Source organism: Aurantibacter sp. UH7 (assembly GCF_056839165.1).
Map to the genome: position 1 here is coordinate 3,091,895 of NZ_CM166388.1, position 22,090 is coordinate 3,113,984.

22 protein-coding genes and 1 tRNA gene are annotated in these 22,090 nt (G+C 35.1%); 13 read left to right on the forward strand and 10 right to left on the reverse strand.

Annotated features, from left to right (window positions below; genetic code table 11):
* Nucleotides 1-32: 32 nt before the first annotated feature.
* Complete coding sequence (locus tag UH7x_RS12955) at nucleotides 33-1,535, reverse strand: OmpP1/FadL family transporter (RefSeq protein ID WP_482360347.1); 1,503 nt, start codon at nucleotides 1,533-1,535, stop codon at nucleotides 33-35.
* A gap of 43 nt (nucleotides 1,536-1,578) precedes the next feature.
* Nucleotides 1,579-2,802 carry a hypothetical protein gene (locus UH7x_RS12960; protein ID WP_482360348.1) on the reverse strand — a complete coding sequence of 408 codons (1,224 nt, stop codon included), beginning with the start codon at nucleotides 2,800-2,802 and terminating at the stop codon, nucleotides 1,579-1,581.
* Nucleotides 2,803-2,896: 94 nt separating this feature from the next.
* On the opposite strand from UH7x_RS12960, the gene proS reads away from it, so the two are divergent.
* From proS to rpsT, 3 genes are all read left to right on the forward strand, one after another.
* Nucleotides 2,897-4,372, forward strand: coding sequence for a proline--tRNA ligase (proS, locus tag UH7x_RS12965; RefSeq protein WP_482360349.1), 1,476 nt, complete (start codon nucleotides 2,897-2,899; stop codon nucleotides 4,370-4,372).
* A gap of 68 nt (nucleotides 4,373-4,440) precedes the next feature.
* Nucleotides 4,441-4,512 (forward strand) — tRNA-Glu (locus UH7x_RS12970).
* A 41-nt stretch (nucleotides 4,513-4,553) separates the two neighbouring features.
* Nucleotides 4,554-4,805, forward strand: coding sequence for a 30S ribosomal protein S20 (gene rpsT, locus UH7x_RS12975; protein ID WP_348153578.1), 252 nt, complete (start codon nucleotides 4,554-4,556; stop codon nucleotides 4,803-4,805).
* A 63-nt stretch (nucleotides 4,806-4,868) separates the two neighbouring features.
* Here rpsT and UH7x_RS12980 read toward each other — a convergent pair whose 3' ends face one another.
* The 3 genes from UH7x_RS12980 to rho form a co-directional block, all read right to left on the reverse strand.
* Entirely contained in the window at nucleotides 4,869-5,555 is a 687-nt protein-coding gene (locus UH7x_RS12980; RefSeq protein ID WP_482360350.1) for a hypothetical protein, read from the reverse strand.
* A 12-nt stretch (nucleotides 5,556-5,567) separates the two neighbouring features.
* Nucleotides 5,568-6,320, reverse strand: coding sequence for a hypothetical protein (locus tag UH7x_RS12985; RefSeq protein ID WP_482360351.1), 753 nt, complete (start codon nucleotides 6,318-6,320; stop codon nucleotides 5,568-5,570).
* 180 nt (nucleotides 6,321-6,500) lie between these two features.
* Nucleotides 6,501-8,117 (reverse strand): transcription termination factor Rho, encoded by a 1,617-nt coding sequence (gene rho / locus UH7x_RS12990; protein WP_482360352.1) that lies wholly within the window; start codon nucleotides 8,115-8,117, stop codon nucleotides 6,501-6,503.
* A gap of 192 nt (nucleotides 8,118-8,309) precedes the next feature.
* Here rho and UH7x_RS12995 point away from each other — a divergent pair, with 192 nt between their 5' ends.
* Nucleotides 8,310-8,720: a DUF4293 domain-containing protein gene (locus UH7x_RS12995; protein WP_482360353.1), complete on the forward strand. Its 411-nt coding sequence runs from the start codon at nucleotides 8,310-8,312 to the stop codon at nucleotides 8,718-8,720.
* Nucleotides 8,721-8,887: 167 nt separating this feature from the next.
* Nucleotides 8,888-9,937, forward strand: a complete 1,050-nt coding sequence (locus tag UH7x_RS13000; RefSeq protein ID WP_482360354.1) for a DUF6340 family protein — start codon at nucleotides 8,888-8,890, stop codon at nucleotides 9,935-9,937.
* Nucleotides 9,938-10,015: 78 nt separating this feature from the next.
* On the opposite strand, the gene UH7x_RS13005 is transcribed toward UH7x_RS13000, so the two are convergent.
* Nucleotides 10,016-10,513, reverse strand: a complete 498-nt coding sequence (locus UH7x_RS13005) for a metallophosphoesterase family protein (protein ID WP_482360355.1) — start codon at nucleotides 10,511-10,513, stop codon at nucleotides 10,016-10,018.
* A 50-nt stretch (nucleotides 10,514-10,563) separates the two neighbouring features.
* On the opposite strand from UH7x_RS13005, the gene truA reads away from it, so the two are divergent.
* Both truA and UH7x_RS13015 read left to right on the forward strand, forming a co-directional pair.
* Complete coding sequence (truA, locus tag UH7x_RS13010) at nucleotides 10,564-11,310, forward strand: tRNA pseudouridine(38-40) synthase TruA (RefSeq protein ID WP_482360356.1); 747 nt, start codon at nucleotides 10,564-10,566, stop codon at nucleotides 11,308-11,310.
* Nucleotides 11,311-11,316: 6 nt separating this feature from the next.
* Nucleotides 11,317-13,086: an ABC transporter ATP-binding protein gene (locus tag UH7x_RS13015; protein ID WP_482360357.1), complete on the forward strand. Its 1,770-nt coding sequence runs from the start codon at nucleotides 11,317-11,319 to the stop codon at nucleotides 13,084-13,086.
* A gap of 5 nt (nucleotides 13,087-13,091) precedes the next feature.
* Here the strand turns inward: UH7x_RS13015 and UH7x_RS13020 are convergent, their stop codons facing one another.
* The 3 genes from UH7x_RS13020 to folP are packed head-to-tail and all read right to left on the reverse strand — an operon-like array spanning nucleotide 13,092 to nucleotide 15,524.
* Nucleotides 13,092-13,856 carry a DUF3667 domain-containing protein gene (locus UH7x_RS13020; RefSeq protein WP_482360358.1) on the reverse strand — a complete coding sequence of 255 codons (765 nt, stop codon included), beginning with the start codon at nucleotides 13,854-13,856 and terminating at the stop codon, nucleotides 13,092-13,094.
* Nucleotides 13,857-13,865: 9 nt separating this feature from the next.
* Entirely contained in the window at nucleotides 13,866-14,654 is a 789-nt protein-coding gene (locus UH7x_RS13025; protein WP_482360359.1) for a diadenylate cyclase, read from the reverse strand.
* Between the two features lie 36 nt (nucleotides 14,655-14,690).
* Nucleotides 14,691-15,524 carry a dihydropteroate synthase gene (gene folP, locus UH7x_RS13030; RefSeq protein WP_482363605.1) on the reverse strand — a complete coding sequence of 278 codons (834 nt, stop codon included), beginning with the start codon at nucleotides 15,522-15,524 and terminating at the stop codon, nucleotides 14,691-14,693.
* 105 nt (nucleotides 15,525-15,629) lie between these two features.
* Here folP and UH7x_RS13035 point away from each other — a divergent pair, with 105 nt between their 5' ends.
* The 6 genes from UH7x_RS13035 to UH7x_RS13060 all read left to right on the forward strand — a co-directional run bounded on the left by UH7x_RS13035 (nucleotide 15,630) and on the right by UH7x_RS13060 (nucleotide 21,634).
* Entirely contained in the window at nucleotides 15,630-16,181 is a 552-nt protein-coding gene (locus UH7x_RS13035; protein WP_482360360.1) for a DUF1599 domain-containing protein, read from the forward strand.
* A complete protein-coding gene (locus UH7x_RS13040; protein ID WP_482360361.1) occupies nucleotides 16,178-17,275 on the forward strand; it encodes a BT_3928 family protein in 1,098 nt (365 codons plus the stop codon). Before UH7x_RS13035 ends, UH7x_RS13040 begins: the two co-directional genes overlap by 4 nt.
* 66 nt (nucleotides 17,276-17,341) lie before the next feature.
* A complete protein-coding gene (gene tpiA, locus UH7x_RS13045) occupies nucleotides 17,342-18,091 on the forward strand; it encodes a triose-phosphate isomerase (protein WP_482360362.1) in 750 nt (249 codons plus the stop codon).
* An 87-nt stretch (nucleotides 18,092-18,178) separates the two neighbouring features.
* Nucleotides 18,179-19,021: a 50S ribosomal protein L11 methyltransferase gene (gene prmA, locus UH7x_RS13050; protein WP_482360363.1), complete on the forward strand. Its 843-nt coding sequence runs from the start codon at nucleotides 18,179-18,181 to the stop codon at nucleotides 19,019-19,021.
* Between the two features lie 94 nt (nucleotides 19,022-19,115).
* Complete coding sequence (locus UH7x_RS13055) at nucleotides 19,116-19,391, forward strand: ATP-dependent Clp protease adaptor ClpS (protein ID WP_482360364.1); 276 nt, start codon at nucleotides 19,116-19,118, stop codon at nucleotides 19,389-19,391.
* Nucleotides 19,392-19,540: 149 nt separating this feature from the next.
* Nucleotides 19,541-21,634, forward strand: a complete 2,094-nt coding sequence (locus UH7x_RS13060; RefSeq protein WP_482360365.1) for a glycoside hydrolase family 16 protein — start codon at nucleotides 19,541-19,543, stop codon at nucleotides 21,632-21,634.
* Nucleotides 21,635-21,675: 41 nt separating this feature from the next.
* Here UH7x_RS13060 and UH7x_RS13065 read toward each other — a convergent pair whose 3' ends face one another.
* A complete protein-coding gene (locus UH7x_RS13065; RefSeq protein ID WP_482360366.1) occupies nucleotides 21,676-22,089 on the reverse strand; it encodes a DUF6691 family protein in 414 nt (137 codons plus the stop codon).
* Nucleotide 22,090 lies beyond the last annotated feature (1 nt).

Below are 22,090 nucleotides of genomic sequence, written 5' to 3' on the forward strand. Positions count from 1 at the left end.
CTAGCCCTTTTTTATTGTATATTTTTTTGCTTCTAGAAGTTTATAGTATATCCTAAAGAAACATTTGTATTTATTCTATCTATTGTTGCAGGGGTAGTTATTCCAGTATTAAACAAGCTTTCATTCACTTCTTGTTCTGTGCGATTCAAAGCGATATCAAGTCTACTTTTTCTAAAATTGATACCAAGACCGCCCGAATATCCATTTAAATCACCAATTGTGTTTCCATTTTCAAAAGGACTTTGCTCATATCGGTAACCAGCACGTAAACTAAATCTCTGTATTCTATATTCTCCTCCTAGTTTAATTGTAGAAACAGTACCAAGAGTATTTGCAATATCATTATTAACCGTAGCAAATGCAGGATCTGAATCAGGTTTTAAAATAGCACTAGACATATCTTGATATCCATAATCTAAGCTTAATAGACCATTTTTACCAAATACGAATGCTAAGCTTCCAGTTAATTTACCAGGTGTTTTAATTTTATAAGCTTCAAAAAGGTTTACAATATCAAAATTGATATAATCAATCTCATCATCTGCATCTGTTGAATTTATACGTTGAGAGAAATCATCTGTTAAGCGGTACCATGTCGGTGACTGGTAGCTCGCACCTAAACGAATAAGGTCATTAACTTTACCAATCGCTCCTAAACTAAATGAAAATCCATTGCCTTCCGTGCTTAAGTAGTTGTCGAAGGTTGTGAAATCGTTGGGTGAGCCGGCGCTATAACCTCTTTCTGTAAATTCATCGTATTGGGTATAAACAATCGTATGAAAGTTTAAAGAAGCCCCAAAATATAGGTTTTCACCAAATTGGGTTGCACCGTTCACTACAAATTTACTATTGTAACCACTTGTGCTTCTAGTAAACTCTTGATTTACTGTGCTATAGTCTGAATTACTTGTATAAGCTGTATTATTGTCATCCTCATCCACAGGATTAATTATACCACCATAATATCCTAAAAAAGCTTGCTGGTCAGCAAAACCTTGCTGCGCACCAATATCTAAATAAGCATCTTCTAGGTATTCACCATCTTGCAATAGAATTGATGAAAATGGAGCTCCCTGTGCATAATCTAAGAAATAATTATCTATACCTTCTGAGCTGTTGCCTCTTACAAAGGTTTCATTATCATAATTCTCAGCAAGGTCATAATTAATGGCAAGCGTTAATTTTTTCCATGGAGATTCATTTTTTGATTTAAAAACTAAAACCCCACCAATCTGATTAAATTCTAGCGAATTTAGTTTGGAGTTGGTTTTACCATCAAAATATGAAGCATCATTTTTTCTGTTGTAATTGGTGGCAGATATACCAAACAGGCTGTTATTAAAAACTGCAGATCCAGCCGGGTTTACATTTAAGGCAGATAAATCGCCTCCTAATGCTCCAAACGCGCCACCCATAGCTTGAAAGCGAGCTGATCCTTGTAGGTTTTCATTGCTATATCGTAATACATCAGAAATATTCTGGGCACTACCAATTGCACATATAAATATTGTGATGAAAGTTAAATATCTTTTCATTGGGAAATATTTAAAATCGTTCTAGAATTAGTTTAAATCAAGTTTAATTTCTTCTGCTGCTGCTACTTCTAGAGCCTGAGGATCTGCTTGTACCAGACGATGAAGAAGACCTAGTTGCTGATGAAGACCTGCTTGAGCTACCAGAACTTCTGTAGCTTCCAGAACTTCTGCTGCTGCTACCACTTGATCTATTATAGCTTCCGCTGCTTCTAGTTCCAGAGCTTCTATACGTAGAACTTCTCGGTGTAGTGCTTCTACTACGTGTTGCAGTAGAACTTCTAGACGTTGTGCTTCTAGGGCTAGAACTTCTATTATACGTTCGACTGCTTCTAGAGCTTGAATTATAACGTGGTGTTGCTCGTGTAGTTCTACTAGTTCTGTAGTTGCGATTTTGATCCACACCTACATTCCTTCTCGTAGCACTACTAGTTCTAGAGCTTCTAGTTGCCACATTTCTTCCAGCCGTTGAACGTGAAGACGTTCTGTATCTAGATGTGTTTCCTCTAGCGGTAGTGGCGTTAGAACGTCCACGAAGTGCCGTCGATTTTCCAACTATAGAATTTGTATTTCTATAAATTCCTCGTCTACTATTATTATAGGCATAAGCTCTGCCATAACTATTGTTGTATCTATTTCTTCCGTAATAGTAATTGTTGTAACCGTTGTAATAACCAAAAGGAGGGCACCATGTACCAGCCCAACCATAACCATAGCCGCCGTAGCCGTAATATCCACCCCAGCCAAAATTGTTCCATCTATTCCAACGGTTCCAGCCATATCCATAGCCTCCCCAGCCATATCCACCATATCCGAAGCCATTCCATAACCAAGGTGAGCTCCAACCGTAACCCCAACTATTATCATATATATTAACATTTACGCTAGTTGTGTTATCTCCCCAACCACCGTAAGATGCATAATCGTTTTCATTATTGTAGTAGTCGGTTAAATCACCTCCCGAAATACTATCGTTTTCTATACTTGAGTAAGAATCTATATCCGTAAAAATCTCACCGTCATTAACATCTTCATACTGACTAGATTGCAAGGCAAAATAATCCGAATAAACATTATTTTCTTCTACTGGTTTTTGTTGATTTTGTGGTTGCTTTTCAGTTCTAACAGGTCGGTCAGCGTTATCTGCGTAAATACCATCATTATCATAATACGTAGCTTGTTGGTATGACCCACAGGATGCAAATAAAACGCCCACTAAACCCATAAGGGTGATAGCACGAAATTTTTTCAGGGGTAGAGAATTAATCATAGCTGTAGAATTTATTGTTGAACATACTAAAAATAACTAGTTTTACCCAACTATTTTCTATCAATAGCACAAGTTTTGTGCCAAAGTACTGTTAATGAGTAAAAATTTAACCAAACGAGAAGAAGACTATTCCAAATGGTATAATGAATTAGTTGTAAAAGCTGATTTAGCCGAAAATTCGGGGGTTCGTGGCTGTATGGTCATTAAGCCTTACGGGTTTGCTATTTGGGAAAAAATGCAAGCTGCATTAGATAAAATGTTTAAGGAAACGGGACATGAAAATGCCTATTTCCCGCTTTTTATCCCGAAATCATATTTAAGCAAAGAAGCAAGTCATGTAGAAGGATTCGCTAAAGAATGTGCTGTAGTTACACATTATCGACTAAAAAACGATGAAAATGGAGACGGCATAATTGTAGATCCAGAGGCGAAACTAGAAGAAGAGCTAATTGTTAGACCAACTTCGGAGACTATTATTTGGGATACCTATCGTAGATGGATACAATCGTATCGAGATTTGCCACTTTTAATTAATCAGTGGGCCAATGTTGTACGTTGGGAAATGCGAACGCGACTGTTTTTAAGAACAGCTGAGTTTTTATGGCAAGAAGGTCATACGGCTCATGCAACTGAAAAGGAAGCTATTGAAGAAGCTGAATTGATGTTAGGAATCTACGCAGATTTCGCAGAAAATCACATGGCAATGCCTGTTATACAAGGTGTTAAGACGGAGAGTGAGCGTTTTGCTGGTGCAGTTGAAACCTATTGTATAGAAGCATTGATGCAAGATGGTAAGGCACTACAAGCAGGTACCTCACATTTCTTAGGTCAAAATTTTGCCAAAGCTTTTGATGTGAAATTCGCTAATAAAGAAGGGAAAAAAGAACATGTTTGGGCTACTTCATGGGGAGTCTCTACCAGACTTATGGGGGCCTTAATCATGACACATAGTGATGATAACGGACTTGTATTACCTCCTAAGTTGGCACCTATACAAGTCGTAATTGTTCCAATTTATAGAGGTTTAGAACAGTTGGATGCTATTTCTGATAAAGTGGCACCACTTGTAAAGGAATTGCGAGCGAAAGGTATTTCTGTAAAATTTGATAATCGAGATACTCACAAACCTGGATTTAAATTCAATGAATATGAATTAAAGGGAGTGCCGGTAAGGCTAGCCATAGGGCAGCGTGACATGGATAATGGAACCTTTGAGGTTGCTCGAAGAGATACCTTAGAAAAAGAAACAGTAGCTGCCGATGAGGTTATTAATAAAATAGAGTTTTTACTAGACGATATTCAGAAGAATATTTATAAAAAAGCTTTCGATTTTCGAACAGAAAATATTACTGAAGTAAATTCTTATGAAGAATTTAAAAAAGTTTTAGAAGAAAAAGGTGGATTTATTTCTGCTCATTGGGATGGTACAAATGAGACCGAAGATCGCATACAAACAGAGACAAAAGCCACTATACGCTGCATTCCTTTAGATGTTAAAGAGGAAGAAGGAGTGTGTATGGTGACGGGTAAACCATCGAGTAAAAGAGTCTTTTTTGCAAAAGCTTATTAATTTTTTTGCGAAGTAGTTGTGATAGTAAAAAATAATTGTATTTTTGCATCCGCAATTGCGCAAATAATGGTCCGTTCGTCTAGGGGTTAGGACGCCAGGTTTTCATCCTGGTAACAGGGGTTCGATTCCCCTACGGACTACAAACACTCGAAAAGAGTATAATAAATTTAGTTAAAGCAGAATGGCAAATCACAAATCAGCATTAAAGAGAATTCGTAGAAACGAAACTGTGCGTTTACGTAATAGATATCAGCACAAAACTACACGTAATGCTATTAAGAAATTACGTGGTACTGAGAAGAAAGAGGATGCAGAGAAAATGTTTCCTGAAGTTTCTAGTATGATAGATAGACTTGCAAAACGCAATGTGATTCATGCTAATAAAGCTGCTAACTTAAAAAGTAAATTATCTAAGCATATTGCTGCTTTATAAGCTTACTAAAACTATTTAAAAAAAGCCTCAACGTTTTCGTTGAGGCTTTTTTGTTGTATATCATTAGAGTTTGTATCGTTTCATTTTTAAAAATCCTACAATAAAACTAACATACATTAAAACTATTAAGCCGATATGCATTGTTCTAAGCATTTCATATTCGCCAATAGTGATGGATAAGTTTGTGTTCTTAAAAACAGTAATTGGAGTGTATCCTAAATGAAAAACTATTAGGCCAATACTTATCCAGAAAAGTAAATTTGTCGGAGAATCTTTAAATCTATTTTGCTGCCATATCATATACAAATACGCTGTACATGAAAAGATTAAAACAAGTGATCCAACTACATAGGCATACCATAGCTCAAATACCGTTGGATTAATAAGTAAAGCATTTAGCACTAGGCAAATTAGAAATACAAAAGCGCCATACTTAATTATTCTTTTTAAGTTGTTTTTATTAATTGATTTCCAATACACATAGAAGAAAAACGAAAAGAAAATTAGATCATATATATTGTAAATTAGAACGGTATACGAGGCATATTTTTCTTCAGAAAATAAGGTGAAATCAGGTATGTTATATATTAATGCCCCTAAAATTTCAGTACACATTGTATAGCCTATAATAATTGAAAAATACTTTAATGTGGAATCAAAATACTTTGGTAATTTTAGAATAGACAATACCCACGTAATGGCATACAATACTATGAAAAAGTTGCTTTTTAAAATATCTATTACCTCCAATATGACTATGTTTTAATAAGGTGGTGGAGCACTATTTCCTTTGTTCATAGAAACACTTCTAGCGGCAAAAACAGGCGCAGGGTTCACTGAGGCGTTGTTTGTACTAGCATTTGGCAAAAACGATGCATATGACTTTTTATCCAGATTATTATTAGTTTGACCATTGCCCTTTATAGTGCCATCTAATGGAACAAAATCATCGGTAAGCAATTGTGGTTTAATATTCTTAATATCACTATCATCTATTGCGAAAATGTACTCTCTATTATTTTCATTTATAGTAGGCGTAATTATTATAGAATTTTGTCTCGGATGTATAGCCGATTTATTTTCTGGTGGATTATTAGTAAAACAAAATCGTAGTGTTGAAATATCCACATTGGCAGCAGCAGCTTCTTTTTCTATATAGTTAAGGTAATTTTTTATGGTTTCATAATCCCAATAAACATATCTGGCAACATCAAAACGATTTCCATTGGGATCCTTTTCATTATTCGTGGGTGCTTCATGTTTAAATCCTTTACGTTGGCCATCTACAGAGTCTTCGTAGCGCTGAATTAAATCTACCCTACGTTTTTCATAGGAAAGATATTGTTTATGGGCTTGACCTATTTCAATAATTTCATCGGGCCTTTTAACGGTTACCTCTTCAAGAGCATTTTCGTCAATAGGAGCTTTGACATTTTTGTCCTTACAATTGAAAAATAAAAAACAAATAGCGAGTAGTAAGAGTAATGAGGAGCGGGTACTTTTTGTGTTCACCATAGTGTAAGTTTTATGTGTTAGTAAGCTTATACGCTAGAGGGGAACAAGTTTGTTTACTAAAATAGTATTTAATCCATGTAAAGGGTAATTATTTTAATGATAATCGATGAATAGGGTTTCGAGTATAAAAAAATCCAATGAAATTAATCATTGGATTTTTAATATTTAAATCAGAAAAGTTTATTGATTCATTGTCAATAAAAACTCTTCATTGTTTTTCGTTTGTTTGAAACGTTGTTCTATAAACTCCATGGCTTCCACAGGGTTCATATCTGCAAGATACTTGCGCATAATCCACATACGTTGTATAGTGTCTTTATCTAAAAGTAAATCGTCTCTACGTGTACTAGAAGAAGTAAGATCAATTGCAGGGAAGATTCTACGGTTAGATATCTTACGATCCAATTGTAGTTCCATGTTACCTGTACCTTTGAATTCTTCAAATATTACTTCGTCCATTTTAGAACCAGTTTCAGTAAGTGCTGTTGCGATAATCGAAAGTGATCCACCACCTTCTATATTACGAGCAGCTCCAAAGAAACGTTTAGGTTTGTTTAAAGCGTTAGCATCTACACCACCACTTAAAACTTTACCAGAAGCTGGTTGTACAGTATTATAAGCTCTTGCTAAACGAGTAATTGAATCTAGTAAAATCACAACATCATGACCACATTCAACCAAGCGTTTTGCTTTTTCTAAAACAATATTTGCAATACGTACATGTTCGGATGGTTCTTTGTCAAAAGTAGAAGCAATTACTTCACCTTGCACATTACGTTGCATATCAGTAACCTCTTCAGGGCGTTCATCTATTAAAAGTATAATTTGATAAACTTCAGGGTGGTTAGCAGCAATACCATTTGCAATGTCTTTCAAGAGCATTGTTTTACCCGTCTTAGGTTGCGAAACAATCATACCTCTTTGTCCTTTTCCAATCGGAGAAAACAAATCGATAATTCTTGTAGAAATAGAACTTTGGCGTTCTGCTAGTTTGAATTTCTCATCAGGAAATAATGGAGTCAAATGCTCGAAAGCAACACGATCACGGACAATCTGAGGGTCAATTCCGTTTATCTTATTCACTTTAATAAGTGGAAAATATTTCTCACCTTCTTTTGGTGGGCGAACATTACCTAATACAGTGTCTCCATTTTTTAATCCGAAAAGTCGAATTTGAGATTGCGAAACATAGATATCATCAGGAGAAGATAAATAGTTATAATCAGATGATCTAAGAAAGCCGTAGCCGTCTTGCATAATATCTAAAACACCTTCGCTTTCAATAATACTATCGAATTCAAATTCAGGCTGTTTATATCTATTTTTCAGCTCCTTGTCAAAATTACTCTTGTCGTGAGGTTGTTTTTGATTTTGGTGTCTTTGATTCTTGTTATTTTTTTGGTGCTGATTGTTTTTCTGAGTATCCTTCCTTGGGTTTGGCCTATTTGGCTGTTGCCTTTTACTTTCTGTAGTTTCGGTTGGGGTACTTATATTGTCTACTTTTTCTTTTCCGGTAGCAGTACTTTCTGGTTTTTTAACCTCTGGAGTTTCTTTAACCACTCTAGGTTTTTTGTTTTGTGCCGGTTTAACAACTCGTCTAGGACGAGGTTTTTGCTCCTCCTTTTTCTCTGCTGGCAATATTTCTGCAGCAGCTTTAGGGTTGGCGGCTTGTAGATCTAGAATTTGATAAACTAAATCTAATTTTTTTAAGGTTTTGAATTTTGGAACATTCAGCCCTTTTGCTATTTCCTGTAATTCAGGCAGCTTTTTAGCTTTTAAATCTGAAATTTCAAACATGAAGTTGGTAAATAAATTATACTAAATAAGAAGTTATGAAGTTTTTTGTTATTTGGGTAACGATTGGGATTGAACTCCCGATAGGTAAGTACTACAACTAATAACGACACAATGATACGAATTATTTTAAATAATTAGTCGATATTTTTTAAAAAGACACGTATTTTTGCCATTCGAAACAGTTTTAAGACGATGATTCAAAGAATTCAGACGGTATTTTTAATAATAGTGTGCCTTTTAGGTGCAGTATTGCCCTTGTTGATTAGTCTTTGGACAGATGTGAATGGAAATGAAGTATTTGCACAAAATGAACTTTATATATTAATCGCATTTATTATTTCTTCCATATTGGCTATTATTGCCATTGTACTTTATAAAAACAGAAAAAATCAATTTGTGGTTAACAGGTTGAATATGATATTGAATCTTTTTTTACTGGGATTTTTCGTTTACCGGTCGCTAAATTTATCCGGAGAAAGTAACATTTCTGAGAAGGGTATTGGGATGCTTATTCCTATTGTTTCTATCGTTTTTCTGGTTCTAGCCAATAGAGCCATCAAAAAGGATGAGGATCTTGTAAAATCCGTTGATCGTTTACGTTAAACCAAACATCTTAGTAGTATTAGTGCGAAGAAACCCTGATGGAAACATCAGGGTTTTTGCATGTATTGAAGTGTCTGAAGTACAATATCTTACCAATTTTTGAGTTTTAATATTCACCCATAATCTTATCTATAATTTTTGAATTATAGGTTTAACCAAACTTAACAATGAAAAACCTACTTTATTTAGTCGTTACTGTGTGTTCCTTATCTTTTTTAGGATCATGTGTGTCAACCAATCAATTAACAATGAATGCTATTGAGCCCGCACCTGTAACCATTGCTGGTGATGTTCAAAATATTGGTATTATTAATCGGAGTCTACCCTCAGAAGGGCATAAGACTATTGATCAAATAGATAAAATATTATCTGTTGAAGGGAAAAATTTGGATAAACATGGTGCAGAAGCCGCAGCCATTGCTTTACAAGAAGAGTTAATTGCAGAAGGTAGATTTTCAAATATTGTTCAAATTGAAAATGAACCTGAATTGCAAAAAGGACTTGGAGTATTACCAGCTACTTTAACATGGACTCAGGTAGAAGCGCTTTGTGAAAAGTATGCAGTTGATGTAATATTCTCTTTGGCTTATTACGATACAGATACAAAGGTAGATTATAAGCAAACTACTATTCAGTACCCTAACAGTCTTGGTGTTAAACTTCCAATTCCAGGACACGAGGTAACTTTAAGAACGCATATTAAAAATGGCTGGAGGGTTTACGATCCGCAGAGTAAACTTATTTTAGATGAGTATAATTTTAATGAATATGTTGTTGGAGTTGGTAAAGGAATAAATCCAATAGAAGCAGTAAAAACGGTTATCAATAGAAAAGAGGCAGTAGTTGAGCATAGTAAGAATATTGGTAATGCATATGCTAGAAGAATAAGACCTTATAAGAGAAGGGTAACACGTAATTATTTTGTGAAAGGAACTGATAATTTTGTTGTGGCCAAAAGAAGAGCTCAAACAGGAGATTGGGATGGGGCTGCTCAGTTATGGGAAAGTGAATTAGATAATTCTGACGAGAAAGTAGCTGGTAGAGCTTATTACAATATGGCAATAAGTAATGAAATTAATGGAGATTTAGATAAAGCTGTAGAGTTTGCTTCTAAATCATATTCTGACTATAGAAATAGTGAAGCACTTCGTTATTTAGACATTTTACGTTATCGTCAAAGTCAAACGCGAAGATTAAACAGTCAGCTTAGTAAATAATACAGTTTTCACTATTGTTAGTGAAATTGTGGGGACGAAAATCCGATAAAATAACAACGTTATTTTATCGGATTTTTTTTATCCGCGTTTGCCAAGTTCTATAACTTCTAAATTCTTAATGTTGGCACCGTCAATTTCGAAACGTAGCATAGTACGTACTTGGTGAAACCCATGTTTACCACATGCTCCGGGGTTCATGTGTAAAACATCTAGTTTTTTATCACGCATTACTTTTAGAATATGCGAATGCCCACAGATGAATAATTTAGGTGGATTCTCTTTAATTTCATTTCGCGTTCTTTCGTTGTATTTTGGAGGGTAGCCACCAATATGCGTTAGTAGAACATCGACCTTTTCACAATAGAATCGATTGTTTAGTGGGAACTCTTTTTGAATAATATGGTCGTCTATATTACCATGCACGGCTCTAAGGGGCTTAATTTTTTGTAAAGCATCGGTAACTTTTAGTGAACCAATATCACCAGCATGCCAAATTTCATCTGCTTGCGCGGCATACTTTAAAATCTTTTCGTCAATATGGCTGTGTGTATCTGAGAGTAGTAGTATTTTGGTCATTCTTAACTCATAACTTGATTATCTTTGTGGTACAAAGCTAAAGAATCGATTTGAGATATTTTATTGAGTTTTCATACTTCGGAAAAGCCTATCACGGCTGGCAAATTCAACCCAATGCCATTACGGTGCAACAGATGTTGGAAAAAGCGCTGAATACAATAATGGGTAATGAAATAGCTTTAGTAGCAGCGGGTAGAACAGATGCCGGTGTACATGCCAAGCAGATGTATGCACATTTTGATAACGAACAATTAGAAAATACAGAAGATTTAGTATTTCGATTAAATTCTTTTTTACCTGAAGATATCGCGGTAAAAAGCATTTTTGAAGTCCCTGCAGAAGCACATGCGCGTTTTAATGCTACCGAAAGAACCTATGAGTATTGGTTGATTCAAAAGAAAAATCCGTTTTATTTAGACACTGCATATTATTTAAATAGAACACTTGATGTTGACAAGATGAATGCTGCTGCAGCACTTTTAATAACTTATTCCGATTTTGAGTGTTTTTCAAAATCTAAAACAGAAGTGCACACTTTTTTATGTGCTATTAAAAAAGCGGAATGGCAACTAATAGATGATCGATTGGTCTTTACAATTACAGCAAATCGTTTTTTAAGAAATATGGTGCGCGCAATTGTCGGTACCCTAATAGAAGTAGGTATGGCGAAATGGACATTAGAAGATGTTAAAACTATCTTAGAAAGTAAAGACAGGTCTAAAGCTGGCGTTTCAGTGCCTGCAAAAGGCTTATATTTGTTGGCAATAAAATATCCTCACGAAATAATAAAGAGCTAACGTTTAATGAGTAACGATAAAACGGGTAATGCATTTGATTTTGGACTTTTTAAAAGGCTAGTAGCACTTACAAAACAGTATAGATTAACGTTTTGGTTTGTGGCAATTGCCGCAGTATTAATTTCTGTATTTGCCATTTTAACGGCTGTTTTTGCAGGTGATATTGTCAATCAAGGAATTAAAACAAAAGATGCATCAATGTTATTAAAATTAACCTTGATGATGTTCGGTTTTTTATTGGCTGAGGTAATAGCGCAATTGGGATTTAACTACTACGCCAATTGGTTGGGTGAATCGGTAATTAAGGATGTTCGTATTTCACTTTTTAAGAAGATGCTTGGTTTTAAAATGAAATATTTTGATTCTTCATCTTTAGGAGTTTTAGTTACTAGGGCGGTAGCAGATATGCAACGCATTGGTGAAATTTTTAGTCAGGGTTTCTTTGTGATTGCAGCCGATTTATTGAAAATGCTAGCAGCTGCGGGTGTTATGTTGTGGTTGAATTGGCGCTTGGCACTTATCGTTTTCGGATTGCTTCCAGTAATTTTATATGCCACCCGAGTTTTTCAAAAAGCAATGAAGGTAGCTTTTAAAGAAGTTCGCGCTCAGGTTTCTAATTTAAATTCTTTTGTACAAGAAAGAATTACTGGTATGAAAATAGTACAGCTATTTACACGCGAAGAAATTGAAAAAGAGAAGTTTAGAGAAATCAATGAGAAACATCAAAATGCATGGCTTAAAACAGTTTGGTATAACTCTATATTTTTTCCGATTGCTGAGATTGTAAATGCTTTGGCTATTGGACTTGTTGTATGGTTTGGCATTCTGCAAAGTGTTGATGAGTTAAATAAGGAATATGCAGGTACTATAATTACTTTTTTCTTTTTGATAAATATGTTGTTTAGACCGCTGCGCCAGATTGCAGATAAGTTTAATACGTTGCAAATGGGAATGGTAGCAGCAAATAGAGTGTTTGATATTTTAGATACAGAAAGCCGTATCGATGATATAGGTACGGTAACGAAAGAGGAGGTAAAAGGTGATATTAAATTCACTGATGTTCATTTTAGTTATGTTGAAAATGAAGAAGTACTTCATGGAATTTCATTTGAGGTAAAAGCTGGTGAAACTGTTGCAATTGTTGGTGCAACAGGTGCTGGAAAATCAACAATTATCAACTTGTTAAATCGTTTTTATGAAATTGATTCAGGAAGTATTCTAGTTGATGATGTGGATATAGATGATTATCGTTTAGCCTCTTTACGAGGGCGAATTGCAGTTGTTTTACAAGATGTTTTTCTTTTTGCGGATACCATTGCTAATAATATTTCATTAAAGAATAAGAATATAAGTTTAGCTGAAATAGAAGCTGCTGCAAAACAAATTGGGGTGCACGAGTTTATTTCTAGTTTACCAGGCGGTTATCAATACAATGTAAAGGAAAGGGGTACTATGTTAAGTAGTGGTCAGCGTCAGTTAATTGCTTTTCTGCGTGCATATGTTAGTAATCCAAGTATACTGGTATTGGATGAAGCAACATCTTCTGTAGATACCTATTCGGAACAACTGATACAAAGTGCTACCGAAAAAATTACAGAAGGACGTACGTCAATAATTATTGCACACCGTTTGGCAACGATTAAAAAGGCAGATAAAATCTTGGTGATGGATGCTGGTTTGGTTGTTGAAACTGGAACACATCAAGAGTTATTAGATAAAGGTGGTTACTACAGAAACCTATACGAAGCTCAATTTTTGGCTGATGAAGTAGCTTAATAGTGCTATGGTTTTGGAGCTAAATCTGGCAATTCCAACTGGCCTGTATAAAATAAGTAGATTATAAAAGGTATAGTGGCAATCGTAGTTCCAGTAAAATATAAGGGAATGTACAGTAATCCACGTAATGCAATTTGTTTAAAATTTAATTGGTGTAATTTTTTAAATACGTAAAGTGTATAAAACAAAATTACCGCAGCCGCAAAATTAGTAAAAGTGGTAAATCCAACATTAAACAACCCCAATACGACTAGATAAATTACAAATTGTACTATTGCGTAGTGCGCAACGATATACATATTTATAACTACATGTTCCGTAAAGTTGTATTTCCTTTTGTCAATAAATATGAGCCATGAAATAAATGCAAAAATGGGAAGACTTACGTAAGTCATTAGTCCTTGATAATCGAAAATAACATCTGCTTTAGATCCGCCACTAATAAGGTACGAATCCATTAATGTTAATTTGTAAACTTTTTTTAAAACAAAGAACATTAATCCAGATAGAATAATCGAAAAAGCAAAGTAACTAATAGGATTAACGTATTTCTTTCGAACGCCATCTATATATCCCTTAATAACCACATCAGGTTTTGTAAATAGATGTAAAAAAGTCTGAAAGATTGTATTGTTTACATTCAGAAATCGACTAGTGAAATCTGTGGTAAGATTTTTAAAAGACAATCGATTGCGAATTACTTTCGCTCCACAAATAGGACAGAAATTATTAGTTGCTTCCAATGAATTTTGGCAATTTTTACAGTTCATTGTACAATCTTATACTAAATCTTCTTTTATGATTTCCTCTAAATTTTCCATGTCTTTGTAGTGTACAAATTCACCATTTTTAACGTAAGATATTTTCCCAGTTTCTTCGCTAACCACAATAGCCAGGGCATCCGTTTTTTCAGTTATACTTAAGGCTGCTCTATGGCGTAAACCATATTTTAATGGAATTTTACGATCATTACCTACTGGTAGTACCACTCGCGTTGCAACAATGTAATTATCTTCAATAATAGCTGCACCGTCGTGTAACGGACTATTTTTATAAAAAATACTTTCGATAATTGGTTGCGTAACTTCAATATTCATTTGATCACCTGAGGTTTTTACGAATTCAAGTGAATTAGCACGCTCTATAACAAGTAAAGCCCCTGTTCTAGATTCACTCATGCGTTCACATGCGTTTAATAATCCACTTAAATTTAGATTACTAGCTAAGCCTTCTTCTGGTCTTAAGAATTTAAAGTGTTTTACGAAGTTGCGTTTGTTAGAAAAGTTTGTTGAGCCAATCATCAATAAGAACTTTCTTATTTCTTGTTGAAAAACAATGATTAGTGCAATAAGTCCTACCTGCATAAATTGACCAACAAGGCTACTAATCATTTGCATGCCTAATAATTCTGTCAATTTCCAGAAACCCCAAACGATAACAATTCCAATAAAAATATTGATTGCAACCGAACCGCGAACCAATTTGTAGATGTAGTAAAGTAAGATAGCGACCAGAATAATGTCGATGAAGTCGGTTATCTTAAAATCGATAAAATTCAGAAAATCCAATCCGTAGTGTTTTTGTAAAATTAGAAAAAAAAGGGCTTATTCTGTTATACCATTTAGCTCTTCATATAAATGAACACATTCCATTGCCTCTTTTACATCGTGTACACGCAAAATTTTGGCACCTTTATCTAAAGCTAACATATTTAGAGCTGTCGTGCCATTAAGGGCAGCTGCAGCATTTGTATGTAGCGCTTTAAAAATCATCGATTTACGGCTTAGTCCAGCTAGAATAGGCAACTCGAAAGTATTAAATAGTTCTAAATTATTTAATATTTCGAAATTCTGAGCTCTAGTTTTTGAAAATCCAAAGCCCATATCAATGATAATATCATTAATTCCTAAGTTTCGCGCAGCATTAATTCGCTCGGCAAAATATTTACGCATTTCAATAATAATATCCTTGTAATCGGTAAGATCGCGCATGGTTTTAGGGTTTCCTCGCATGTGCATCATAATATAGGGGACTTGATATTTCGCCACCATATTCAACATATCATTATCCAAATATCCTGCAGATATATCATTAATAAGTGCGGCACCTATTTCTAAGCATTGTTCAGCTACTTTACTTCTAAATGTATCTATAGATAAAAGCGTTTCTGGAAATTCTTTGCATAACAGTTCAACAATAGGCAGCATCCTTTTTAATTCCTCATCTGTAGAGATATCATCTGCACCAGGCCTAGAACTATAAGCACCTAGATCTAAAAAGGTAGCCCCTTCGGTAATCATTTTTTCACAATGTAACAATACGGACTTCTGATTATTGTGTTTGCCGCCATCATAAAAAGAATCTGGCGTTAGGTTTAAAATACCCATTACTTTAGGAGAACTAAGATTAATGAGTTTTTGCTTGCAATTAATGGTCATTGAATAATTATATTTGGACTTTTGAGACCTCATTTCAGCTATATCGGCATGTGGCCTTGATGTTTCCAATATTTTAAGCGAAATTTACGCAAAATTATATAGTAGATGCAGTACACTTCGGAACAATATGATCTGGTTATAAAGACTTGTAGAGACCTGTTCCAAAAAAAGATGAAAGATTACGGTAGTGCATGGCGAATTTTACGCCTTCCTTCGCTTACCGATCAAATTTTTATAAAGGCAAAAAGAATACGAGGACTTCAGGAAAATGAAGTTCACAAGGTTGATGAAGGCCAACAATCGGAATTTATCGGAATTATTAATTATTCTTTAATGGCACTTATCCAAATTGAATTGGGTGTGGCCGAAGAACCAGATTTAACTACAGAAAAAGCGGTAGCCTTATTCGATAAACATGCTGCTGCTACAAAAGAATTAATGCAAAATAAAAATCATGATTATGGTGAGGCTTGGCGTGATATGCGTGTGAGTTCACTTACAGATTTAATTATTCAAAAATTACTTCGCGTAAAACAAATAGAAGATAACAAGGGTAAAACGCTAGTTAGTGAAGGTATTGATGCCAATTACCAAGACATGGTGAATTATGCTATTTTTGCGATGATTCATCTCGAGGAAAATTCAATACAAGCATGAAATATATAGTATCATTTTCTAGAATTGTTGTTGGCATTCTATTCATTATTAGTGGGTACATTAAGTTAAACGACCCTGTTGGTTTTTCATTTAAGTTAGAAGAATATTTTAGTCAGGGTGTATTGGATCTTCCATTTTTTATGGACTATGCCTTAATCCTATCTATAATTGTTGTAATTGTAGAGGTATTGCTTGGTGTAATGCTATTGATAGGTTATCGTGCGAAATTTACTTTATGGAGCTTATTATTAATGATAATCTTCTTTACGTTTCTTACTTTTTACTCAGCTTATTTTAATAAAGTAACCGATTGTGGCTGTTTTGGTGATGCAATCAAATTAACTCCATGGGAGTCTTTTAGTAAAGATGTTATTCTATTAGTATTAATTATAATATTATTTGTCGGAAAGAAATATATAAAGCCAATTTTGTCTTTCAATTTAGAACGAATAGTAATGGTGGTATCCATATTGGCTTGTGCGCTCTATGCGAATTATGTGCTTAAGCATTTACCGGTAATCGATTTTCGACCGTATAAAATAGGAGCGAATATTACTGAAGGAATGACCGTGCCAGAGGATGCACCAAAGTCCATTTTTGATTATGCATGGCGATTTAAGGTAAATGGAGAAGAGCAAATAATAGTTACGCAGGGTGATTATCCATCGGTAGATGGCGAGTTTATTGATGTAGAAACTACAGAAGTTCAAAAAGGCTATGAGCCACCCGTTCACGATTTTACTGTTGAACAGAATGGCGAAGACTTTGCAGCTACCTTATTGCAAGAGCCAAAATTGGTAATGGTCATTGCATACGATTTAAGAAAGAGCACCTTAAAAGAATTCGCAGAAGTAAAAGCGGTAGCCGATTTGGCCATTAAAAATGGATATAAAGTAATTGGGATGTCGGCTTCTAATGCAGAGCAAACACTAGATGTAAAGAAACAATATCAATTAAATTTCGATTTTTATTATACCGATGAAACTACTTTAAAAACTATAGTTAGAAGTAATCCAGGGATATTGGTTCTGGAAAAAGGAACAATCAAACAAAAAGTACATTATAACGATTTAGACGAATTAATTTTCGAATAATCCGAATTCATAAATAATTGGTTTATTTGCAAAAAAGAGTTTTCAGAGAACAATAAATATAAAAAGATGAGAAGTAAAATAGTAGCAGGTAATTGGAAGATGAACAAGACCTATCATGAGATGGAGACCTTATTGGGAGAATTGGAAGCAAAAGTACCAGATACAGATGCCGAGATAATGGTTTCACCGAGTTTTGTAAATCTACCAAGAGCATTTAAAATGCTTGAATCTTCAGTTATAGAGCCTATTGCACAAAACATGCATTTTGCAGAAAGTGGAGCTTATACTGGTGAGGTATCGGCAGATATGCTTAAAGCTATCGGCGTAGATACGGTAATCTTAGGCCATTCAGAACGTAGATCTATTTTTGGAGAAACGGATGAGCTGTTGGCTAAAAAAGTTATTGCTGCTTTAGAGAAAGACCTTCGTGTAGTTTTCTGTTTTGGTGAAGAATTGGAAGATAGAAAATCTGAAAATCATTTTAATATAGTTGCGGATCAATTGACAAAAGGCCTTTTTAATTTAAAGGCAGATGCTTGGAAAAATATTGTATTGGCTTATGAGCCTGTATGGGCAATAGGTACGGGTGAAACGGCTTCTCCAGAGCAAGCGCAAGAAATGCACGCTTTCATCAGAAAGACAATATCTAACGAGTACGATGAGGCTATTGCTGATAACGTTACCATTTTATATGGTGGTAGTGTAAAGCCAGCAAATGCAGCTGAAATTTTTTCAAAGCCTGATGTTGATGGTGGTTTAATTGGCGGGGCTTCTTTAAATGCAGATGACTTTATAGCTATCGTAAAAGCAATATAATTAACCAAAAAAAGCACCTTCTTAAAGTATTGAGAAGGTGTTTTTTTTTGGTTAATACTTTTCTTATTTAATTTATAAAAACGAACTGTGTCCAATTCTAACTACGTAGAATATTCTTTTCGAATAAATCCAGTGCAACCTGGGGCAGAAATATTAATGGCTGAACTTGGTGAACGTAACTTTGAAAGTTTCGTAGAGCAAGAAGACGGACTCCTGGCATACATTCAGAAAAGTGACTGGTCAGAAGATATTTTAGAAGGCGTGGACATTCTTGAAAACCCAGAATTTCAAATTTTATTTGAATCAAAAGAAATAGAACAAGAGAATTGGAATGTAACGTGGGAATCAAATTTCGAGCCTATTCAAGTGGAGAATAGATGTAGGGTTCGCGCACCGTTTCACGAAAAATTAGACTTTGAATACGATATTGTTATTGAACCTAAAATGAGTTTTGGAACGGGGCATCACGAAACCACGCAGATGATGTTGCGTTATGTGCTGGAAAATGATTTTAGTAAAAAGTCTGTTTTAGATATGGGCAGTGGTACGGGTGTTTTGGCCATATTAGCAGAAATGCGTGGTGCTGCAGTTGTAGATGCAATTGATATTGATAATTGGTGTTATTTAAATGCCTTGGAAAATGTAGAGCGCAATAATTGCAAGCACATAAAAGTATTCGAAGGCGATGCGAGTTTGTTAGTTACAGTAGATAAGTATGATACTGTTTTAGCTAATATCAATAGAAATATATTACTACAAGATATTCCAACCTACGCCAATGTTCTTAAATCGGAAGGATCTCTCTTTCTAAGTGGTTTTTATGCTGAAGATATTCCAATGCTTACAGAGAGATGTATCGAATCGGGAATGGTTTTTCAGAATAGTATTAAAAACGGCGATTGGGTGGCAGCTTCTTTTAAGAAGAAATAATGTTATAATGTGTTAAATTTCAGGTAGTTTGTAATTTCATATAAATTTTAGAGACTATTTTTTAGAATTTTATATATTAGTTGAAAATATGTTTATGGACACGAATGAAAGAATACTAGAAGAAGTTCTAGTAGAAGAGGAAACCGTAAAACAGAACGAAATAGTTCTCTTTAATGATGATGTAAATACTTTTGATCACGTCATAGATACTCTGGTAGATGTTTGTGAACATTCACCAGAACAAGCAGAGCAGTGCTCACTAATTGTACATTACAAAGGAAAATGCACCGTAAAGACGGGTGAATACGACGACTTAAAACCACGTTGCAGCCGCTTACTTCAAGCTGGCTTAAGTGCTGAGATAATGTGAGTTTATTATTATTTTTTTTAAATACTGAGAAAATTCATATTAAGTAGTTAATTTTTTGCAATATTGTTTATATTGGCTTGATTCCATTAGAAATCATTTACATTTTATTTTTGATAATGTAAATGAAAAAATATATCAAAGCTACAATTATGAACAAATTTTTCCCCCTAGTTCTATCTTTAATTTTAATAAGTTTTAGTTGTTCAGACGATGACAAAACTACCGCTAGTGTAGGTCCATCTAATCTTGCCATTACTACAGATGTTAGTGATGATGGTTCGGGTAGTGTATCATTTACGGCGACTGCTACAAATGCTTTTTCTTATGTATTCGATTTTGGTGATGGCACTTCTAAAGAGTCACTTAATGGTAAGGTAGCTAAAGTCTACAGTCAAGAAGGTGAAAATACTTTTACCATAAAAATTACAGCGTTTGGTACTGGTGATACGAGTATCTCAGAAACTTTTGATATTGTAGTGAATGTAAGTACTTTGTCTGCTGAAGACATGGAGGTAATAAACTTACTAACTAGTGGTACTACCAAAACATGGTATTTAGCAGCATCGCAACCAGGACACTTAGGGCTTGGACCTGCAAGAGAAGGAATAGATGGCGACTGGTGGTATCCAAAATGGTATTCTGCACAAGCCTTTGAAAAATGTGCAAGTGGAGATTCCGATTGCTTTTGTGATGATGAATTAACGTTCACTGTAGCAAGTAATGGTGCACTATCGTATGAGTTAGATAATAAAGGGCAAACATTTTTTAATGGAGCTCATAAAGAAGTTGTTGGTGGTACGGTAACTGATGATTTCTGCTACGATTTTGATGCTACCGGAGTTAAGGAGGTTACTTTGTCTTCGGTTTCGGGTAATGTTCCAACTGCGGAAACTACAGGAATGCAACTAGATTTTTCAGATTCAGGTTTTATGAGTTATTATGTAGGCTCTTCAACGTATGAAATACTTTCAATTAGTGAAGATATGTTGTACGTAAGAACTTATGATAGTGCCAATGCCGATTTTGCGTGGTACTTACGGTTTTCTTCAGAACCGGCTATAAATGGCGGGGATGAAGTACTCGAAACAAGCTATACAAATCTCGTTTGGTCTGATGAATTTGATGTTGATGGTGCACCAAATCCAGCAAATTGGGGTTATGATCTCGGTGCTGGAGGATGGGGTAATAGCGAGTCGCAGACCTATACCGATAATGCTGAAAATGTTAGGGTAGAAGAGGGTGTATTAAAAATAACAGCAATATCAGAAGGTGGTGAGCCTAGTGTATATTATTTCGATGATGTTTCACTAGAAGGCACTACTACATCAGAGTCTTTACAGGACTTTGAAGGTGCTTCTCAGACTTTTTCAGATTTTGGTGGTGCAGCAACGATTACTGCGAATAACCCAGATGCCTCTGGAATGAATACTTCCACAATGGTGGCAGAATTTACAAAACCTATTGGAGCAGAAACTTGGGCAGGATCTTATTTCGATTTGTCAGCACCTGTAGATTTAAATACTTTTTCAGATATAAAACTTAAGGCTTGGTCTCCAGAAGCGGATGTTATCGTAAAAGTGAAATTAGAAAATTCGGCTAATAGTGATGAAAGTCATGAGGTAGATGCAACAACTTCAGTTGCAGGGGCGTGGGAAGAATTAACCTTTGATTTTAGTGGTGCTCCGGCCTTTACTTACGATAGGTTTGTAATTTTCTTCGACTTTGGTAAATCACCAGCGGGAAGTTATACTTCTGCCCGAATAAAATCTGAAAATCTATATGAGTTTACCTATGGTCGTGTTGAGGTACGCGCAAAACTGCCTTCTGCAGGAGGTACATGGCCAGCTCTATGGGCCTTGGGTGCTAATTTCGATACCGTTGGATGGCCTGCTTGTGGTGAAATAGATATTATGGAACACGTAGGAAATAATAATAATGTTGTTTCAAGTGCGCTACATTACCCAGGAAACTTTGGTGGTACTGCGGTAGTAGGCACCACTACAACTAGTACAGCAACTACAGAGTTTCATAACTATACGGTTGAGTGGACTCCTGAGAGTATTAAGTTCGTTGTAGACGATATGGTTATTCACAACAGTTTAATGAATACAGCGGGCACACCTTTTAATGAGGACTTTTTCTTCATTATGAATATTGCTATGGGCGGCACATTGGGTGGTGTAGTAGATGGCGCATTTACAGAAGACACTATGGAAGTCGACTATATACGTGTATATCAATAGTACTTACGAATCTTGGAAATACGCTAATTACAAGGCCCTATTTAATGCGGCAGCTTGTTTCGGATAAGTCCGTACACAAATGTGCCTAAAGTTGCTGCAGCAATAACTATTATCATGCTATAAACTCCTGTTCCTAAAAGTATATACATAGGTCCAGGGCAAGCACCAGCTAAGGCCCAACCCAATCCAAAAATGGTTCCTCCAATAATGTAACGAGCAACACTTTTGGCTTTAGGAGGAACATTAATAGTGTTTCCTTCAATGCTTTTGATATTGAATTTTTTAAGTGCCCAGATAAAAATAATACCTAGTACTACGGCAGAACCGATAATACCATACATGTGAAACGATTGAAATTTAAACATTTCAAAAATCCGGTACCACGAAACAGCTTCCGATTTAACGAGTACTATTCCGAAGAAGATACCAACGAGTAAAAATTTTAAAAACTTCATA

Coding starts and splice junctions, on each gene's coding strand:
- UH7x_RS12955 (WP_482360347.1), bottom strand. CDS start 1,535: ATGAAAAGATATTTAACTTTCATCACAATATTTATATGTGCAATTGGT.
- UH7x_RS12960 (WP_482360348.1), bottom strand. CDS start 2,802: ATGATTAATTCTCTACCCCTGAAAAAATTTCGTGCTATCACCCTTATG.
- proS (WP_482360349.1), top strand. CDS start 2,897: ATGAGTAAAAATTTAACCAAACGAGAAGAAGACTATTCCAAATGGTAT.
- rpsT (WP_348153578.1), top strand. CDS start 4,554: ATGGCAAATCACAAATCAGCATTAAAGAGAATTCGTAGAAACGAAACT.
- UH7x_RS12985 (WP_482360351.1), bottom strand. CDS start 6,320: ATGGTGAACACAAAAAGTACCCGCTCCTCATTACTCTTACTACTCGCT.
- rho (WP_482360352.1), bottom strand. CDS start 8,117: ATGTTTGAAATTTCAGATTTAAAAGCTAAAAAGCTGCCTGAATTACAG.
- UH7x_RS12995 (WP_482360353.1), top strand. CDS start 8,310: ATGATTCAAAGAATTCAGACGGTATTTTTAATAATAGTGTGCCTTTTA.
- UH7x_RS13000 (WP_482360354.1), top strand. CDS start 8,888: ATGAAAAACCTACTTTATTTAGTCGTTACTGTGTGTTCCTTATCTTTT.
- UH7x_RS13005 (WP_482360355.1), bottom strand. CDS start 10,513: ATGACCAAAATACTACTACTCTCAGATACACACAGCCATATTGACGAA.
- UH7x_RS13015 (WP_482360357.1), top strand. CDS start 11,317: ATGAGTAACGATAAAACGGGTAATGCATTTGATTTTGGACTTTTTAAA.
- UH7x_RS13020 (WP_482360358.1), bottom strand. CDS start 13,856: ATGAACTGTAAAAATTGCCAAAATTCATTGGAAGCAACTAATAATTTC.
- folP (WP_482363605.1), bottom strand. CDS start 15,524: ATGACCATTAATTGCAAGCAAAAACTCATTAATCTTAGTTCTCCTAAA.
- UH7x_RS13035 (WP_482360360.1), top strand. CDS start 15,630: ATGCAGTACACTTCGGAACAATATGATCTGGTTATAAAGACTTGTAGA.
- UH7x_RS13040 (WP_482360361.1), top strand. CDS start 16,178: ATGAAATATATAGTATCATTTTCTAGAATTGTTGTTGGCATTCTATTC.
- tpiA (WP_482360362.1), top strand. CDS start 17,342: ATGAGAAGTAAAATAGTAGCAGGTAATTGGAAGATGAACAAGACCTAT.
- UH7x_RS13055 (WP_482360364.1), top strand. CDS start 19,116: ATGGACACGAATGAAAGAATACTAGAAGAAGTTCTAGTAGAAGAGGAA.
- UH7x_RS13060 (WP_482360365.1), top strand. CDS start 19,541: ATGAACAAATTTTTCCCCCTAGTTCTATCTTTAATTTTAATAAGTTTT.
- UH7x_RS13065 (WP_482360366.1), bottom strand. CDS start 22,089: ATGAAGTTTTTAAAATTTTTACTCGTTGGTATCTTCTTCGGAATAGTA.